Source organism: uncultured Desulfovibrio sp. (assembly GCF_944327235.1).
GTDB lineage: Bacteria > Desulfobacterota > Desulfovibrionia > Desulfovibrionales > Desulfovibrionaceae > Desulfovibrio.
Genome location: NZ_CALVHE010000020.1, coordinates 1 through 17,551, shown reverse-complemented (window position 1 = coordinate 17,551; position 17,551 = coordinate 1). Strand labels below are relative to the sequence as shown.

General features: G+C 61.1%; 15 protein-coding genes. 10 read left to right on the top strand and 5 right to left on the bottom strand.

Annotated elements, in window-relative coordinates; genetic code table 11:
• Positions 1-49 precede the first annotated feature (49 nt).
• From Q0K00_RS04770 to rplM, 3 genes are all read right to left on the bottom strand, one after another.
• Positions 50-1,828 (bottom strand): YcaO-like family protein, encoded by a 1,779-nt coding sequence (locus tag Q0K00_RS04770; RefSeq protein ID WP_297227716.1) that lies wholly within the window; start codon positions 1,826-1,828, stop codon positions 50-52.
• 397 nt (positions 1,829-2,225) lie between these two features.
• Positions 2,226-2,618, bottom strand: coding sequence for a 30S ribosomal protein S9 (gene rpsI / locus Q0K00_RS04765; protein WP_297227714.1), 393 nt, complete (start codon positions 2,616-2,618; stop codon positions 2,226-2,228).
• Between the two features lie 12 nt (positions 2,619-2,630).
• A complete protein-coding gene (gene rplM / locus Q0K00_RS04760; RefSeq protein ID WP_296304638.1) occupies positions 2,631-3,065 on the bottom strand; it encodes a 50S ribosomal protein L13 in 435 nt (144 codons plus the stop codon).
• A gap of 278 nt (positions 3,066-3,343) precedes the next feature.
• Between rplM and Q0K00_RS04755 the strand changes: the two genes are divergently transcribed.
• A complete protein-coding gene (locus Q0K00_RS04755; RefSeq protein ID WP_297227712.1) occupies positions 3,344-4,579 on the top strand; it encodes an HD domain-containing protein in 1,236 nt (411 codons plus the stop codon).
• A gap of 26 nt (positions 4,580-4,605) precedes the next feature.
• Positions 4,606-5,364 carry a translation initiation factor 2 gene (locus tag Q0K00_RS04750; protein ID WP_297227711.1) on the top strand — a complete coding sequence of 253 codons (759 nt, stop codon included), beginning with the start codon at positions 4,606-4,608 and terminating at the stop codon, positions 5,362-5,364.
• 294 nt (positions 5,365-5,658) lie between these two features.
• On the opposite strand, the gene Q0K00_RS04745 is transcribed toward Q0K00_RS04750, so the two are convergent.
• A complete protein-coding gene (locus Q0K00_RS04745) occupies positions 5,659-7,563 on the bottom strand; it encodes a sigma 54-interacting transcriptional regulator (protein WP_297227710.1) in 1,905 nt (634 codons plus the stop codon).
• Between the two features lie 277 nt (positions 7,564-7,840).
• On the opposite strand from Q0K00_RS04745, the gene Q0K00_RS04740 reads away from it, so the two are divergent.
• The 8 genes from Q0K00_RS04740 to Q0K00_RS04705 all read left to right on the top strand — a co-directional run bounded on the left by Q0K00_RS04740 (position 7,841) and on the right by Q0K00_RS04705 (position 16,459).
• The gene (locus Q0K00_RS04740; protein ID WP_297227709.1) at positions 7,841-8,221 is read left to right on the top strand and encodes a RidA family protein; all 381 of its coding nucleotides are present in this window, start codon (positions 7,841-7,843) and stop codon (positions 8,219-8,221) included.
• Positions 8,222-8,230: 9 nt separating this feature from the next.
• Positions 8,231-9,343 (top strand): FAD-dependent oxidoreductase, encoded by a 1,113-nt coding sequence (locus Q0K00_RS04735; protein ID WP_297227708.1) that lies wholly within the window; start codon positions 8,231-8,233, stop codon positions 9,341-9,343.
• Between the two features lie 29 nt (positions 9,344-9,372).
• Positions 9,373-9,690 carry a (2Fe-2S)-binding protein gene (locus tag Q0K00_RS04730; protein WP_297227707.1) on the top strand — a complete coding sequence of 106 codons (318 nt, stop codon included), beginning with the start codon at positions 9,373-9,375 and terminating at the stop codon, positions 9,688-9,690.
• Positions 9,687-11,099, top strand: a complete 1,413-nt coding sequence (locus tag Q0K00_RS04725; RefSeq protein WP_297227706.1) for an NAD(P)/FAD-dependent oxidoreductase — start codon at positions 9,687-9,689, stop codon at positions 11,097-11,099. Before Q0K00_RS04730 ends, Q0K00_RS04725 begins: the two co-directional genes overlap by 4 nt.
• A gap of 52 nt (positions 11,100-11,151) precedes the next feature.
• Positions 11,152-12,585, top strand: coding sequence for a sodium:solute symporter (locus Q0K00_RS04720; protein ID WP_297227705.1), 1,434 nt, complete (start codon positions 11,152-11,154; stop codon positions 12,583-12,585).
• Positions 12,586-12,803: 218 nt separating this feature from the next.
• Positions 12,804-13,520, top strand: a complete 717-nt coding sequence (locus Q0K00_RS04715; RefSeq protein ID WP_297227704.1) for an aspartate/glutamate racemase family protein — start codon at positions 12,804-12,806, stop codon at positions 13,518-13,520.
• A gap of 343 nt (positions 13,521-13,863) precedes the next feature.
• Complete coding sequence (locus Q0K00_RS04710) at positions 13,864-14,841, top strand: CapA family protein (protein ID WP_297227703.1); 978 nt, start codon at positions 13,864-13,866, stop codon at positions 14,839-14,841.
• A gap of 184 nt (positions 14,842-15,025) precedes the next feature.
• A complete protein-coding gene (locus Q0K00_RS04705) occupies positions 15,026-16,459 on the top strand; it encodes an RtcB family protein (protein ID WP_297227701.1) in 1,434 nt (477 codons plus the stop codon).
• Between the two features lie 436 nt (positions 16,460-16,895).
• Here Q0K00_RS04705 and Q0K00_RS04700 read toward each other — a convergent pair whose 3' ends face one another.
• Positions 16,896-17,399: a MucR family transcriptional regulator gene (locus Q0K00_RS04700; RefSeq protein WP_297227699.1), complete on the bottom strand. Its 504-nt coding sequence runs from the start codon at positions 17,397-17,399 to the stop codon at positions 16,896-16,898.
• Between the last annotated feature and the right edge of the window lie 152 nt (positions 17,400-17,551).

Sequence of the window (17,551 nt, the reverse complement as noted above, 5' to 3'; positions counted from 1 at the left end):
GGGTTCCCTTCCCCCCAGAAAAATACCCGTCTCCGCCTCCCCGCCTTCCTTATGTCGTGTGCCGTAGATAACGCGTCATAAGGCGCAGCGAGGGACGGGAGAAGTCGTCCAGTTCTCCCGTCAGTTCCAACCCCGGCACGATGGCGCGCACCACGGGGATATCCAGATCCCGACGGGTCAGATCCACATAGAGCGGCGTCCGTCCCTGCGCGATCAACATCTCTTCCAGCTGCCTCAGGTTGGCCGCCGCCGAGCCGAGTCCCCAGTCGGGGAGCTCCTCCAGATAGCGCTGGGGCAGGGCCGAAAGCGCCGGACCGGTAGGCTCACCGTAGGGATAGGGCCAAGGCGTTTCCGTCAGTGCCGCCAGTGCTGCCCTGCTGCCGCTGAGTCCCGCCCCCGTGGCGCGTACGATCTCCCCCCGGCGACTCATGACAAAACACTGGTAGACCGGGATGCCGCATTCCGTGGTCATGTCCTGAAACTGCACCTGGATGCCGCGCGCGGCGTAATCATCCAGCAAAGACTGCAAGAGCTCGTCACGCGAATGCAACGTAAAGCACTGGTCGCGTCGGAAAGGAGTGGTCGCTTCGGCATCGCGCTCGATGATCTCCACCAGCGCGGCCACTTTTGCCTCTTCCAGCGTATTGCCGGAGGCCAGTCCTGTGGAGCCTGCCGCCAAAAAAAGCGAAGGCTCGTCCAGATTGCAGAACAGGAAAACCGCCTGTGCGGGCACCAGCACTTCCCTGCCGGCAGGGTCATGGGCGGGGACCCAATGCAGCGGGGTCCGTGGCCCGCAGCACCCCGCAAAAGGCGCATCCAGCGGCAGACGGGCAGGCGACAACGCCGCACGGCCAGCGGCCGCAAGCTCGTCATACGCAGCGCGAACGACCGGCAACGGCGTCTTGCGATTTTCCACCTCGCCGGGCGCGTCCGTACCTTCCGGCCCGCGAATATCCACATAGGCGCTGCAACGCTCCACGATCTCCATGCTGTAAGAGGCCCGTGCCTGCGCCAACGACAAGCCCCGTCCGTAAGCGGTGGCCTCGCCGCGCAAAGTATGCCGCACGGCCTGCGCCCCTGTTCCGCTGCTCACACGGATGTCCAGCCGCCAGGCACGCAAAAGCGCGATGGGGCAAAGCGAAGCCTGATGGCGCATTTCCGGTCCCGCCAGGATGCCCGCTTCCAACAGGGCATCCGTAGCGCGCAAAAAGGTCTCCTGCGCCGGAGGACGGTCAAGGGGGGGCATATGAAGAGCGACGACACGCTCGTGCGCCTCGTGCAGGACTTGCGCCTGACGTTGCATGGCGGCGGCGGAAGCATCCAGCATCTCTTCCGTATAAAGCGGCGGCAGGTCCACATCTTCCGGCTTGGGCAGGGCGTGATGCCCACGGATGTTACGCTGAAAGAGCTCGCTCCACTGCCGGGCGGCCGCAGCATCAGGACAGGCGGCCGCACGCAAATAGATGAGCGGCGAGAACGACTCCAGCCGCTCCTGCGCATTTTCCGGGAAAGAGCTCGCCACATCGGCCAGCTCAGGCAGCAGCAACGCGCATTCAAGCAGTAGCGAGGCCACGGCGGGACGCTGGAAAGTGTCTGTGTCCGCGTCATAGCAGTCCTGCGCCAGTCGCTTCAGGTACTCCGCTCCTTTCCGTGCCGCCTGCCGCAGGCAGTGCTGATGCAGAAAGTCGTCCAGTGGTGTGGCTTCCAGCCGGGCAAGCGCCATCTCCCACGTCAGGGACGCCGGAGGTTCGCAGGAAAAATACCCCGTGGTGGCCTGAGTCTGACTATGCGTATAGGTATAGTCCAGCATTTCATCGGAACGATCCATGATCCCTCGCTCTGTGGAAAAGGTGATAAGGCAGGATGCAGTATAGGCGGCAGGCTCTGGGCGGGCAAGGCGAAAAGCTCCTGCGGCGTGCGGGGTCGTAGCCTTGACAAGGCACGATAGAGCAATTCCACATTGAAAATCTGGATTGCTCTGGTAGTCGCGAGAGCGACTACCAGCAACCGAACACACGGAAAAACCACGCTTTTTCCGTAGTGTGAGGGCAGTGTCAGCATGGAAATTGGACACAATTTCAATGCCAATCCGCTCCAGTCACTCCCGGAACGCGGTTCGCGACGGTTCGTCCATCTTCTGGGGATTACCGACCTGTCCCGGCACGCAACAAAAAAAAAGGGGCAAGCCCGCAGGCCTGCCCCTGAATAACCGATCCCGAAGGATATTAACGCTTCGAATACTGGTAGCGAGCGCGAGCGGCGCGCAGACCGTACTTTTTACGTTCCTTCTTGCGAGCGTCACGGGTGAGGAAACCGGCCTTCTTCAGCAGAGGACGCAGCGCGGGGTCCACCACCAGCAGGGCGCGGGAAATGCCGTGGCGCACGGCTTCCGCCTGACCGCTGACGCCGCCGCCAGCCACGTTGACGCGCACGTCTAGCTTTTCAGCCAGCTTGGCCAGCACGAGGGGCTGACGAATGATCATCTGCAGGGTCTTGCGGGGGAAATACTCCTCGAAGGAGCGGCCGTTGACCGTGATATTGCCGGAACCGGCATAGATGCGGGTGCGGGCAGTAGCCGTCTTGCGGCGGCCGGTACCGTAATCGAATTTGTCGCTCATGACGTGCACTCCTTAGTAAGGCAGGGTCAGCGGCTGCGGGTTCTGGGCGGCATGGGGATGCTCGGCGCCCGCGTAGATCTTGAGCTTCTTCAGCATGGCGCGGCCCAGACGATTCTTGGGCAGCATACCGCGCACGGCGGCCATGAGCACACGCTCGGGCTTTTCAGCCATCATGTCGGAGAGGACGGTGGTCTTGAGACCGCCGACCCAGCCGGAATGACGGTAATATTTCTTGTCCTGCATTTTCTTGCCGGTGACCTTCACCTTGTCGCAGTTGACCACGACGATGAAATCACCAAGATCCATGTGGGGGGCGAACTCGGGCTTATGCTTGCCACGCAGGCGATGGGCGATCTGGCTGGCCAGACGGCCCAGCACCAGATCCTGAGCATCGACCACATACCACTGGCGGTTGATGTCTTTGGGGGTAGGGCTGAACGTCTTCATGGGGATGAACTCCTCTGCAAAATACAGTAGCCGTAATGCGGCGGGAAATCCTTCATGCGACGTGCCGCCTAACGGGGGTGACGACAATATCGCTGCAAAGAGAAGGCTTCTTAGCCTTTCACGCGCAAAATGTCAAGCCGTCTCCCGCCACACTCACGGAGACGGCCCCTTTTCGTGCGCGCTTGAGCATTAGCCTATTCTCTCCTATAATACCAGCACTTTTTTCACAGCTTCCGGGCGCGCGGGGAGCGCGCCGTCCGTCCCGCCAAGGAGCGCCTATGCCGTCCATCCGCAAGAGTCTGTTGCAGCTCACTTTTTCCGGAGCCTACCTGCTCCGCTGGAACGACAAGCTCCGGCCTGCCGAGCTGGTGGAGATCGACAAGCAGGCTCACAAGATGCTGGTCGCCTGCGCCCTCTGGCACGAAAACAGCCGCCACCTTCCCGACGAGGAGCGCCTTGCTCTTGCTCAAGAGATCATCGAGGGAGGGCTCTTCGACTATTATTATCGCCTCATCATCACGGACATCAAACCGCCGGTCTTCTATCGCATCAAGGAAAACAAGGAGCACTTCCGGCAACTGACCGCCCATGTCCTGAAACGCCTCGAACCGGCCCTCGCGCCCTTGGGCGACTTCTGGCAGCGTATGCAGGTCTGGCATACCGACGACACGGACAGTCTGGCCCGGCGCATCCTCACGGCGGCCCACCTCTATGCCTCACAGTGGGAATTCCTCCTCATCAAGCCCCTGAACAGCTTTGATGAGGAGATGGACGAGATCGACGTATCCTTCCGTGAACGGCTTGCCGGTTTTGGCGACGTGCGCGGGATGCCGGACATCGTCAAGGGCAATACGGCGCTGGCCCGCTTCGCCAATCTCTGCGGGCAGCTCCGCTTTCAGATCCGCTGGACGCAGGCCCCGCGCATCCCGGCCACTGCCGTGCTGGGGCACATGTTCATCGTGGCGGCCTACGCCTATTTCTTCAGCCAGTCCATCGGCGCCTGCCGGGCGCGTGCCGTCAACAATTTCTTCTGCGGCCTGCTGCATGATCTGCCGGAACTGTTGACCCGCGACATCATTTCCCCGGTCAAACAATCCGTGGAGAGCCTGCCGGAGATCATCCGCGAATACGAGGAGCAGGAACTGGAGCGCCGCATCTTTGCCCCATTGCGGGCCGAAGGGCTGGAAGAGCTGGTCGGCCTGCTCTCCTACTATCTGGGCATGGAAACAGGTTCCGAATTCCACGAGACCATCCGCGAGAACGGTCACGCCAGACAGATCCGCGACTTCGCCACCCTGCACGGCAGCTACAATGCCGACGCCCTCCAGCCCAAGGACGGTCGCCTCATCAAGGAATGTGACAAGCTGGCCGCCTTTCTGGAGGCGCACAGCTCCATCCGCAACGGCGTCTCCTCGCCGCATCTGCAGGAAGCCCTTGCCCGCCTCAAGGGCGATCTGGTCGGCAGTCCGCTGGATTGCCTGCACCTCGGCGCACTGTTGGCGGATTTCGACTGACGGACGCCGGAAGGAGGATGTCGCTCATGCCGCGCCGCCTGCAATCCTTGTTGCTGCTGCTCTGTATGGCCATGCCGCCGCTCATGCTCCCGGACATGCACCATGCGGCTCAAGCTGCCACTCTGGCCGAAAAGGGCCTTGCCGCCTATGCGGCCAGCATGGAATATTATTACCGTAAGCCGCAGCCGCAACTCCTGCCCACCCTTCTGCAGCGAATGGACGAAGCCGGACTGCTTGCCGATGGGGAAAAGCGCCTCATGGTCGCCGCCTTTCTGGGGGAATGCCTGCGTGCGGATCCCTCATTGCGGCGCATGATCGCCGCCGCTCTGGCGCACGCCGGTGAAGAGAACGGCCATAATATCCGACGCACGTTGGCCTGGGCCGCACATCTGGCCGGGTTGCGCGATGCCCCCGCGCTCGTGCGTCAGCTCCTGCCCAACCGTGCCGATCTGACTCTTCGCGATTACATCCTTTCCACGCCGAGCCCGCTGCTGCGCTGGAAAGCGACTTCGGAAAGCAGCATCCTGCATATGTACTGGACGGCCTTCATGGCCAGCGGCAACACGGCCTATGTGGAAGCCGTCATCGCTGCCGCCTGCCGATATGCCCGCCTTGCCGCAGGTGGCCGTCAGTATGAGGACGACTTCGATCTCTGCCGACAGGCGGCGGCCAGCCTTTACGAATTCACTCCCCGCCATGAACTGGTGCGCTGCTGCGTGGAAAAGGCTCTGGCCGCTACGCAGGATCCCGCGGAAAAGCGTACACTGCGCCTCATGCTGCGCTGACCCCCTGATCTTCCCACTTTTCATGGGCTTGCCGCTTCCTTCGTCTTTTTCCTTTGAAAAAGGCAACTCGCGAGGCGGCACAGCTTCGCCCGACCCAGGCTCTGTTAACAAAATTTTACAAACAAATTCAATATATAGAACAATTTTGCTGTACACACACCACTTGTCTTTGGTGGCGGGGACACCTCGTATTTCTGACTCTTCCCCGATAAAAGCGCGCTGGGGAAGGGAGCGAATAGTGTTAACAGGCCCTAACGAGAACGGAACACCGCTTTTTATGCCGCAGCGACATCATTACGCCCTGTCGTCCCTGCCGCGCCGCAGCTTGCGGTATAACGTCGGACGGCTGATGCCCAGCCGACGGGCGCACAAGCTCATGTTGCCGCCGCAGGCTTCCAGCATATCCTGGATGACCCGCAACTCCCGTTCCGCCAGACTGCCGCCCTCCAGGATGCCGGACGGATTCTCTTCCTGCGCGCTCTGTCCGAAAAAGTGTTCCGGCAGGAGTTCATTGCCTTCGGCCAGATGCATGGCCCGCTCCACACGACTTTCCAGCTGCCGGATATTGCCCGGCCAGGCATAGGAAAGCAGCGCCCGGCACGTCAGATCCGACAGGGGCAGCACGGGCCGCTCCAGTAATTGCGCCTGACGCCGGATGAAATGCTCGGCCAGCAGGAGGATGTCCTCCGGGCGTTCGCGCAATGGCGGGATGTCGATGGTCAGCGTGCTGATGCGGTAATAGAGATCTTCGCGGAACTTGTGGTCGGCAATGGCCTGCCGCAGATCCCTGTTGGTAGCGGAAATGATGCGCAGGTTAACGGCAATGGTCCGCAGGCCGCCCACCCGCCGTATCTCTCCGGACTGCAGGACCCGCAACAACTTCACCTGCATGTCGAACGGCATGTCGCCGATCTCATCAAGGAAGAGCGTCCCGGAGTCGGCCAGCTCCAGCTTGCCGGGCCGCCCGCCCCGCTGCGCCCCGGTAAAGGAGCCTTCCTCGTAACCGAAGAGTTCGCTTTCCAGCAGCTCCTTGGGGATGGCGGCGCAATTGAGCGCCACAAAGGGCTGATGCGCCCGCTTGCTGCTGTTGTGGATGGCTTGGGCAAAGAGCTCCTTGCCGGTCCCCGTCTCGCCGCTGAGCAGCACCGGCGCGCCGCCTCCCGCCGCGATGCGGGCATGATGCACGGCAAGACGCAGCTTTTCGCTCTTGCCCAGGATGGACTCAAAGGTGAAGTGCGCCATATTGCCCGTGACCTCCACGGCCATGCGCATGACTTCCTTGCGCTCCTGTATGGTCAGCAGCCCCCCTACCACTTCGCCGCCCGGCATACGCAGCGGATCCAGAGAGACGAAATGGATGATCCCCGACTGCCGGGCCACCGCCTCCTTGGCGCGCAGACTGCTTCCCGTCGCCAGACAATGCAGCAGTTCGCCGGCCTCCAGATAAACGTCGAGCAGCTGTCCCTCGCAGGCCGAAGGCAGCCCCAGCAGGCTGCGCGCCCGTCGATTGCATTCCGCGATGCGTCCTTCGGACGTGATGGTGACGATGCCGCGCGAATCCGCGTCGATGATGGCCCGCAGGGACTGGCGCTTGATGGCCAGCTCCCGAAAACGACCGCGTTCGCGCAACTGTGCGCGGACGGTCTCCGCCGCCTGCCGCACCAGTCCCAGCGTATGTATATGCATCCTGCTGGACTGCCCGCTTAGCGAAATGGCCCCCAGCACCTGCGTGCCGTCCGGAGAAAAGACGGGAGCTCCCGCATTGCTGATGTCCCGCGCCGGAACGGAATACATACGGCTGCCCGGAAGGAATACGGGGATGCGCTCGGCCAGCGCAAGACCTATGGCGCAGGTGCCCACGTCCTTCTCCGTCCAGCGATATCCCGGCAGGCAGCGTCTGCGGGTAAAGTGCTCCATGAGGTCGGCATCCCCCACCGCATACAGGACATAGCCCTCACCGTCGGCAAGGGCCATGCAGAAGCCTGTATCCTTGAGCAGACGATACAGGCTGTCTATCTGCTCACGGGCAAAAAGGAAAAACTCCTGCTGGGCGGCAATGCGCTTATGCAGGTCGGCGGAGCCAAGACGTGTCGCTTCCGGAGCGCCGTCATGGAGCGGGTCGATGCCGTAGGCGGCTGACCGGGCAAGGGAGCGCGCGATGACGGCATCCAGTTCGGGAAGAAAGGGGGGAGTCTGCATCGTATGTAATATCCTGAAACAGTGTTTCAAAAAATTACAACATTTGATCGTATGCTGCAACTAGCCAAAATAACAGCTTTGTTTATGAGAGAAGCATGTCGTGGGTAAGGATAATATGTAATGAAACATTACACAATAGCAGCATATTTTTTTGGACATATTTCAAAAAATACATTTAATCATATGAAAATACAGTAAAACTTAAAAAAGGCACACCCCTTGCTTTTTGGGACGGTAACAGAAGCGGCAGGCCAGTTCGCCTGCAAAGGAGTATGCCATGTCCATCCAACGATTCGGGACCCCGACCGTTCCGGGCGCCCTTCCCTTTTCCAAGGCTGTTGCTGCTGACGGCTGGCTGTACGTCAGCGGACAAGTTCCCCGTGATGCCGATGGGGAGATCGTCAGCGGCAGCATCAGCGTACAGGCTCGCGTCACTCTCGACAACCTTACCAAGGTCCTCGAGCAGGCGGGATACAGCCTCAACGATGTGGTCCGTGTCACCGTCTATCTGGACGATCCCCGGGATTTTGCCGGTTTCAACAAGGTCTACGCCCGCTATTTCACGGCGGAACATGCCCCGGCACGCGTCTGTGTCCAGGCGTCCATGATGAGCGATCTGCGAGTGGAAGTGGATTGCGTGGCCTACAGAAAGCCCTAGGGGGATCATATGGCAACGCATGAACAGGATATCCTGATAGTAGGCGGCGGCATCACCGGGGTGGCGCTGGCCTACGGTCTGGCAGGCTCAGGACGCCGCATCACGGTCCTCGACCGCCAGACCCCCACCAACCGCGCCTCGCGCACCAATGTCGGCCTTATCTGGGTACAGTCCAAGTTTCTCCATCTGCCTGACTATGCCCGCTGGGGCTTTCTCTCCTCCCGTGAATATCCGGCACTGGTGGGCGAACTGGAAGCCCTTACCGGCCTGCGTATCCCCGTACAGTTCCGGGGGGGGCTCATACCGGTCCTGAGCGAAGCCGAATACCAGCAACGCGGGGACTACATCGTCAAGCTGCGGGAGGCGTTGGGAGAATATCGCGGCGGCATGATCGATCGCGGCGAACTGGATGCCCTCCTGCCCGGCATACGCTTCGGCAGGGAAGTGACGGGCGCGGCCTGGTGCGAGGAAGACGGCGTCATCGATCCGCTGGCGCTTCTGCGCGCCTTTCGGGCGGCCCTGCCGCGTAAGGGGGTCGAACTGCTCGAACGCGACGTGCTGGACGTGCAGCCGCAGGACGGCGGATACCGGGTCATCACCGACAACGGCACCTACGAAGGCGGTACGCTGATCCTGGCCGCCGGCCTGGCCAACAGACGTTTTGTCCGCTTTGCCCTGCCGTCGCTGCCGGTCTACCCCGATATGGGACAGGTCCTGCTGGTGGAACGTATGCCCTATGTCATGCCCATTCCGGTACTGGGAGCCACCCAGACCTTCGGCGGCACCACCATCATCGGCTTCCGCCATGAAAATGCCGGTCACCGGATGACCATTGAGCAAAAGGGCGTGTCCGGCGAGGGGCAATGGGCCATGCGCGTCTGGCCCGAGCTGGCGGGCAAGCGCGTCATCCGCGCCTGGACGGGCCTGCGCGTCATGCCCAACGACAACATGGCCATTTACAGCCGTCTGCCGGGACATGCCAATGCCTACCTCATCAACACGCACAGTGCCGTCACCATGGCAGCCGCCCATGCTCGGCTGCTGCCGCCCTTCCTGCTGGGTGGGGAACTCCCGGAAACGGCCCGCGGCATGACGCTGCAACGCTTCGGCTTTGCCTGCTAGCGCGCTTTCATCTGCAAAGGAGAGCATATATGAGCAACATCCCCGGCAAAACCGTGCACATCATCGTCAACGGCACGTCCGTCGAAGTGCCGGAAGGCATCAGCGTGGCGGCTGCGGTGCTCGGGCACAGCCATGAGCGACATTTTTACGAGCACAGCCTGGACGGCAGCAAGCGTTCCCCGTGGTGCCTCATGGGCGTCTGCTTCGAGTGTATGCTGGAAATAAACGGCAAGCCCGACGTGCAGTCCTGTATGGTGCCGGTGGCCGAAGGCATGGTGGTCAACACCCAGAAGCGGCCCGCCATCCCCGGCGAGAACGGACATTCTGATCAGGGAGGCAGGGCATGAACGTCACCAATTTCGACTGCATCATCATCGGGGCCGGTCCCGCCGGACTGGCTGCCGCCTGCGCGGCCAGAGACTGCGGGCTGGAAGTGGCCCTGCTGGACGAGCAGGCTGCCCCCGGCGGCCAGCTTTTCCGCAATGTGGAATCCCCGCTCGGTCAGCGCCTGCTCGATGAAAAGGACAGGCGTACCGGCCTCGAGCTCGTGGCTCGTTTCAGAGCCAGCGGCACGGACTACCGCCCGCGGGCGACGGTCTGGTCCATCGACGACAAGGCCGTCAGTTATTCCCGCAACGGCGTGTCGGAGCGGATAACCGCCTCGCACATCATCCTTGCGCCTGGCGGCATGGAGCGACCTGTCCCCTTCCCCGGCTGGACGCTGCCCGGCGTCATGGGCGCGGGCGGCATGGACATCCTGCTGCGCTCGGCCTGCCTTCCGCCGCTCGACAAGCAACACCCCGTCATACTCTGCGGCAACGGCCCGCTGCTTCTGCTGCTGGCCTGCCACCTGCTGGACGCCGGCGCTCCCGTGGCAGCCTGGCTGGATACGGGCGACACCGCACGCCGTCTGGCCGCCCTGCCCCATATGCCCGCCGCTCTGGGAGATCGGCCCTATCTCGCCAAGGGTCTGCGCATGGCGCGCCGCGTCCTGTCCTCAGGCATCCCCATCATCCGCCATGTACGCAATCTGCGGGCCGAAGGCGACGGCCATGTGGAGCTGGTGCGCTACACGACCAACAAGGGCGAATACCGCCTGCCCGCAGGTATGCTGCTGCGCCACGAGGGCATCATCCCCCGGACGCATATCCCCAATGCGCTGGGTCTTGCCATGACCTGGGACGACGTGCAGCGCTGCTGGCATCCCACGACGGATATCCACGGCCGCACAAGCTGTGAATACATTTCCGTGGCCGGAGACAGCGCCTTTGTGCACGGCGGCGACGCCAGCCTGCACAAGGGCACGCTGGCAGGCATAGATGCGGCTCGCCGCCTCCGCGTCATCAGCGAGACGGAGGCCGCCCACCGAGGTGCTGCCGCCCTGCGGGAGCTGCGCCGTATGGAATGGGCCCGCGGCTTTTTGCGTCACATCTTTGCTCCCCACCCCGACATCTTTGCCGTACCGGATGAGACCATCATCTGCCGCTGCGAAAACGTCAGTGCGGGCGACATCCGCGCCGCCGTACGGGAAGGCTTTACCAACGTCAATGAAATAAAGCGCTTCACCCGTTGCGGTATGGGGCCGTGTCAGGGACGCATGTGCGGACCGGCTCTGGCGGAACTGGCCGCCCGGACTTCCGGGCTGTCTCCCCGTCAGGTGGACATGCTGCATGTGCGTATGCCGTTCCGCCCCGTCACGCTCAACGAATATTGCACGCTCAACGGCCTCGGTTACGAGGAAACGCAGACATCGTAAACACGCTCGGAGAAAGGTTTCCCCGGATGCGACAGCTTTTCAGGAGGTTGCCATGCCTATTCACTGGATAGACTATTCCATCATCATCCTTTACTTCTTCGTGGTCATCTACGTCGGCTGGTGGGCCATGCAGAAGGTTTCCAGCTTTGACGACTATGCCGTGGCCGGTCGCGGTCTGCCGCTCGCCATCTTCTTTGCGGCCATTGCCGCCACCCTCTGCGGCGGCGGCGCCACCATCGGCCGCGTGGCCTTCATGCACACCACCGGCATCGTGGTCTTTGCCGGTCTCATGGGCGTGGTCATCAACCAGATCATTTCCGGCCTCTACATCGCCGGACGCGTCCACGCCATCCCCAACGTCTACACGGTCGGGGACCTCTGCGGCCTCTATTACGGCCGGGCCGGACGGCTCGTCTCCAGCGTGGTCTGTTTCCTCTTCTGTCTCGGTCTGTTCGGCGTGCAGATCCTGGCCATGGGGGCCATCCTGCAGACGGCCACCGGCATCGATCTCATCCCGGCGGCGCTCATCTCCTCGGCCATCACGCTGGCTTATACCTGGGCCGGCGGTATGCTGGGCGTCACCATGACCGACGCCATCCAGTACGTCATCATCATCGTGGGCGTGAGCCTTTGCGGCTATCTGGGCATCGAGCGCGCCGGCGGCTATGACGCCATGATCGCGCAACTCCAGTCCATGCCGCAGTATGTCAACAACCTCAAGCCCTTTGCCGACTGGGGCGTCATCAAGTTCGCCGGGCTGTTCTTCGGTTTCCTGTTCGGGGAATTCTGCGCCCCCTACTTCATCCAGCGCTATGCCTCCACCAAGTCCGCCAAGGACAGCAAGGTCGGCGTGCTCATCTTCTCGGTGCACTGGCTCTTCTTCCTGGCGACCACGGCAGGCATCGGCCTGGCTTCCATGGCCCTGCAGCCCGACGTCAAGCCTGACCTCGCCTTTACCAACCTCATCCGCGACGTGTTGCCCATCGGCGTGACCGGTCTTGTGCTGGCGGCCCTGCTGGCGGCGGTCATGTCCAGCGCGGCGGCCTTCATCAACACGGCCAGCGTGGCCTATACGCGGGACATCTACAACAAGTTCATCAATCCTAAGGCCTCGCAGCAGGACATGCTGCGCCAGTCCCGGCTGTCCACTCTGCTGGTAGGCGGCGGCGCCATCGTCGTGGCCATCCTCTTTCAGGATGTCTTCGGTCTCATGCTCTACATCTTCAAGTTCTGGCCTTCCAGCGTGCTGCCTCCGCTGCTGCTGGGCATCTTCTGGGGCAAGGTATCGCCTCGCGCCGGAGCCCCGGCCATGGTCATTGGCGGTCTGGCCTTCCTCATCTGGAGCGACAAGATCCTCGGTGAACCCTTCGGCATCCCGGCCAACCTCGTCGGCATCAGCCTGAACTGCCTGACGCTTTTCCTTGTCCACCAGATGACCAAGCGATCCGTCCCGACCACCGGCGCCTACGCGCCCGAAGTCCTGTAGGAGGAATCCGCCATGCATGAATTCTTCAAGATATTCATCCTGCTGTCCTTTGTGCTCAATATCGCCTGCGGCGTCTGGGTCTTTTTCGGCATCCTTCAGTGGACACGCGAACTGAAGCACAAGACCCGGTAGAAGAGGCAAGGGAGTGCCGCTGACCCAGCTTGCGGCACTCCCGTTCACACCCATCGTCACCACACTTGCGACAGGAGAAACACGGCATGATCCTTCAGGGCGGAAAACTCTACTACGATACCCCGATCGGCATCCTTTGTCTGGATTCGCAATTCCCCAAGCCGCGCGGCCATTTGCGCAATCCGCTGACCTACCCTTTCCCCACGGTGCAGTATCTTATCCGCGGCGTGGATGTGCCCCGGATGCTCTTCAATCCCACGCCGGAACTGGTGGAGCCCTTTCTGGAAGGCGCGCGGGAGCTGGAACGGCAGGGAGTGATGGCCATTGCGGGTTCCTGCGGTTTCATGGCCCGCTTTCAACAGCGCATTGCGGCCGAGGTGCGGGTGCCTGTCCTGCTTTCCAGCCTTGTACAGCTCCCCCTCCTGCGGATCATGCACGGCGAAAGTGCACGCATCGGCGTACTGACCGCCAGCGCGGCCTCCCTGACACAGGATCATTTCGCCAACTGCATGACCGACATGCGGAGCGTCTGCATCCAGGGAATGGAGCATAATCCTGAATTTGCCGAAACCATTTTACAGAGCAAGCGTACATGCTTTGATATGGATCGCCTGCAAAAGGAAGTCGTGGACACGGCCACCGCCTTTGCCGCCGCCGAAAAACTGGATGCTCTCCTTCTGGAATGCACGGATCTGTCCGCCTTTGCCGCGCCGGTGCAGCGGGCCATCCAGATACCGGTCTACGACATCAATACGCTCGCGGCGTATACAGCTTCGGCCGTCGTTCGTCACGACTACCTGTAAACGCACCACACGTTCGGGCGGCGGATACCCCCTTTCGCCCCCGTCCTCCAGAGGCTTTTCCGCTCATGCGGAAAAGCCTTTTTCATACAAAAAGAAACTTGCCTTGGCCGGGCAAGTATGCAACAGCAAAAACAACCTTATGCCCCCTGGAGCATTTTCTGTTTGGAACGCTTTGCGTTCCAAACCATACGGCCTGTCGTTTTGCGGAAAAACGCGGTCATACCGCCTGGTTTGGGCCGGGCGGCGCAGTGCCGCCGTCACGTTTTTACCTTTTCAAGGCTAAACCGTTCCAAAGGCCCGTGCCGACAGTTCCGCGCCCTCTCACCCCTTGTGTCCGGTCGCCATGCCCAACATCTGCCGCCCCCCTTGTCTCCTTCTGCTCATCTTCCTTTTCCTGTGCTGCTGTCCCGCGCACGCCCGCTATCTGGAGATCCTGGCAGCCGGCGATGTGACGCTTGGCGGAGGGATGCGGGATACGCCCATGCCTTCCCTGCTCTTCGCCCCGGAGACCCGCCGCCGCATCGAACAGGCTGACGTTTTCCTTTGGAACTGCGAAACTGCCGGTCCGGCTTCCTTTTCCAAGGAAAACCTCTACATCTTTCATGCCGACGACATGTTTTTTCCGCAGATGCGCTTTGCCAACGGCGCAGCCTGTACCGCCAATAACCATGTCTTCGACGGGTACGAAGAAGGGGCCGCGAACCTTTTGCATATGCTGGAGCAAAACGGCATTGCCCAGAACGGCCTGCATCTGCGTGGCCACTATGCCCCACTGCTGCTGACGACGCCCGGCCATCAAGCCCCTGTCTATCTGCTCACCGGTTCTCCCATGTCCCAGATCGGGAGCGGCCCGCAAGTCGTGACCCTGACCTATCCGCTGTTGCGCAAATGGATACACGCTCTACGACAGGCCGTCCCCGAAAGTCTCATTATCGTTTACTCGCATGACGGCGAGGAGGGGCAGCTTGAGCCGACGCTCCGTCAACGGCAGTGGGCGAATATCTTTGCCGCTGCCGGAGCCGACGTGCTGTTGTTTGCGCACAGCCACCTGTACGGCGGCGTGGAGATCCTGTGGGATAGTCCGCGCAGGACGCTGGTTGCCTGGAGTCTGGGCAACTTTCTTTTCGGCGGCAATCGCAGATGGAAGCATCACCGGGATGTCCGCCTGTTGCGCGTCCGCGTCGATCTGGCGGACGGCAACAAGGATGCGGTATGGCTGCTGGGACATACGGACAACTGGCAGTTTTCCTTCTATCCCGCCCGCACGCCGGAGGACGATCACTCCCGGAAGGAGAGGGAGGACTCCCATAAGGACGGCTGACTGTGGATGGAAAGTCGGCAGAGGGGCTTGCCTTGTTTTTCTCAAAGCGTCATGCTGAAAAACACGTCTATGATATATGAAATGACCCGGCTGACGTGGGGAAACGCCACCCCCTGTCTGCAAGACCCGCTGTCGGATCGGCAGCGGTGGGCGTAACGGGTCCTCATTGCGAGGAGGAAGCCGCATGATCACGTCCAAGGAATTGAATGAGCTTGGTTTACCCAATGATCCCCGCCTGATGGCTCCGGCCATGCGACTGATCAACAGTACGCTGGGGCGCAGCCATGCCGGAGAGGCGGAACACGAGGCCATGCGCGAGGCCGTCCGCACACTGGCTGCCGCACCGGAAACCATGTGCGAGCATGACATCCTCGGACCGCTGGCCCGTCTGTATATGGAGCTTTTTCCCGCCGGTACACGATTCACGCCACGCGCGACGCCCGCGCCATGGCGACAATGGTCTGCCGGAGAAGCGGAGGCGGAGGCTGTCCGGCAGATGGAAATCGCCTGTACCCTGCCCGCAGCGGTCAGCGGCGCGCTTCTGCCGGATGCCCATCTCGGCTACGGCCTGCCCATAGGCGGCGTCCTGGCCGTCAGGGATAGCGTCATCCCCTATGCCGTGGGCGTGGATATCGCCTGCCGTATGCGGCTTTCGGTGCTGGATATGCCAGCGTCGCGCCTGTCGGAATCTCGGGATAGTCTTGCGGCAGCTCTGGAACGAGAGACCCGCTTCGGCATCGGGGCTGAATTTGCACGCGAAGAGCGCCGCAGTCATGCTGTCATGGATGAGGACTGGAATGTCAGTCCGGTAACGCGCGTCGGCAAGGACAAGGCCTGGAAGCAGTTGGGCAGCAGCGGATGCGGAAATCATTTCGTTGAGTTCGGAGAGCTGCATGTGGACGCTCCGGCTCGGATCGGTGAGGTCGATCTTGCTCCCGGCGTCTATCTTGCCCTGCTCAGCCATTCCGGCAGCCGGGGGACGGGAGAAAGCGTCGCCAAGCACTACAGCGAGCGGGCCATGTCGCTGCGACCGACCCTGCCCGAAGAGTTACGACGTCTGGCCTGGCTGGACATGGACAGTGCCGACGGACAGGAATATTGGGCCGCCATGCAGCTTATGGGACGCTATGCCTCGGCCAATCACGAGCTGATACACAGGCACGTTATGGCCGCCATTGGCGCGCAGGCGCTGACCCATGTGGAAAACCATCATAACTTTGCATGGGAGGAGACGCATGACGGCGAGCGCGTGATCGTGCATCGCAAAGGGGCGACGCCCGCACATGCGGGACAGCTCGGTGTTGTGCCCGGCTCCATGTCAACACCGGGGTTTGTGGTGCGCGGCAAGGGCAGCGAAGCGTCGATCTGTTCCTGTTCGCATGGTGCCGGTCGGGCCATGAGTCGGGCAGCCGCCTTTCGGCAGCTCCGACTTGAGGACATGGAGGCTGTCTTGCGGGACAACGGCGTAGAGCTGCTGTCCGGCTCACTGGACGAATCCCCTCAGGCTTACAAGGATATCCACGCGATCATGGCGGCGCAGCGTGATCTTGTGGATATTCTGGCCGAGTTCCACCCCCGTCTTGTCAAGATGGCTCCGGACGAACCGCGCAGGCCGTAGAGGCGGGAGAACTGGCAAGAAAAAACATCCCACAGGCAAGGGATGGACACGAAAGCCAGCCGCTCCCTCCAAAGCACGCGTGATGTGCAGAGCTGATCGGCCCTATTCATCAAAAAAGCTGCTTCGCCGTGTGGCGAAGCAGCTTTATGCATCTTCATTCAGGCGCTCTACCCGCAGCAGTCAGCGGCGGGATCACGGGACCCATCGCTTGGAGCCATCCGGTGAACGGCCTGACCGTCAAAAAATACAGTGTTTCAAGTGGGAAAAATAACCAGCCCACAGGGGCACATCAGCCTGCCGCGATGCGACCGCCTTTTTCCGTACGCCGTCTCTGCCGAAGGTATCGGCCATGCCGTCGCATTATCCGACCAGCTCCCACTGCCCTGCCGCACGAAAAAATGGCGCGCCGCCGAAGGAGCGCTTATGCAGCGAATCCTCAGGAAGCGCTCTCTTCTTTTTCCTTCAGATTTTTCATGCGCGCCTGCTGGGCCCGCTGGACGTTGTGCAGCATCTTGCGCTCGAAATTCCCGGACATGAGCTTCCTGCCCTCGGCATAGCCGCAGAGTTTTTTGTACTCTTCCACACTGATGCCATGCTGTGACAGGTGACGGGAGGTCAGGGAAGAACTTTCCTTACCGCAAAGGCAACACTTGATAAAGTCGTCCGTTATGGCTTCTTCCGGCTTGCAGATAAGATCCTCGGGGACCGGCTTCTTTTGTATGGGCGCTTCCAGCGGCTTTTCTATTTCCAGCGCGGATGCCTTTGCCTCTTTTTCCGGAAGGAACGCCCCCGTTTCGCTCGTCTGCCTGTCCGACAGGCGGCGCTCGATGTCCATATTCAAACGCTTGGCTATCTCATATTGCGCCATGATAAATTCAATGGGCTGATCATGGAATCTTCCAAAAACGGCATTAAAAATATCTTTATCTTCAAGAGCCATCGGGCATTCTCCTCTTCATTTTTTCCAAAATTACATATGATGATATAAAGCTCAAGATTTTTCAGAAAAAATTTCTTAGGGTCATGACTAGCAGAGAGTCCATAAAGAGGATAAAAGCAAGTTATGACAATGAAAAACAAGTACGCTTGCCG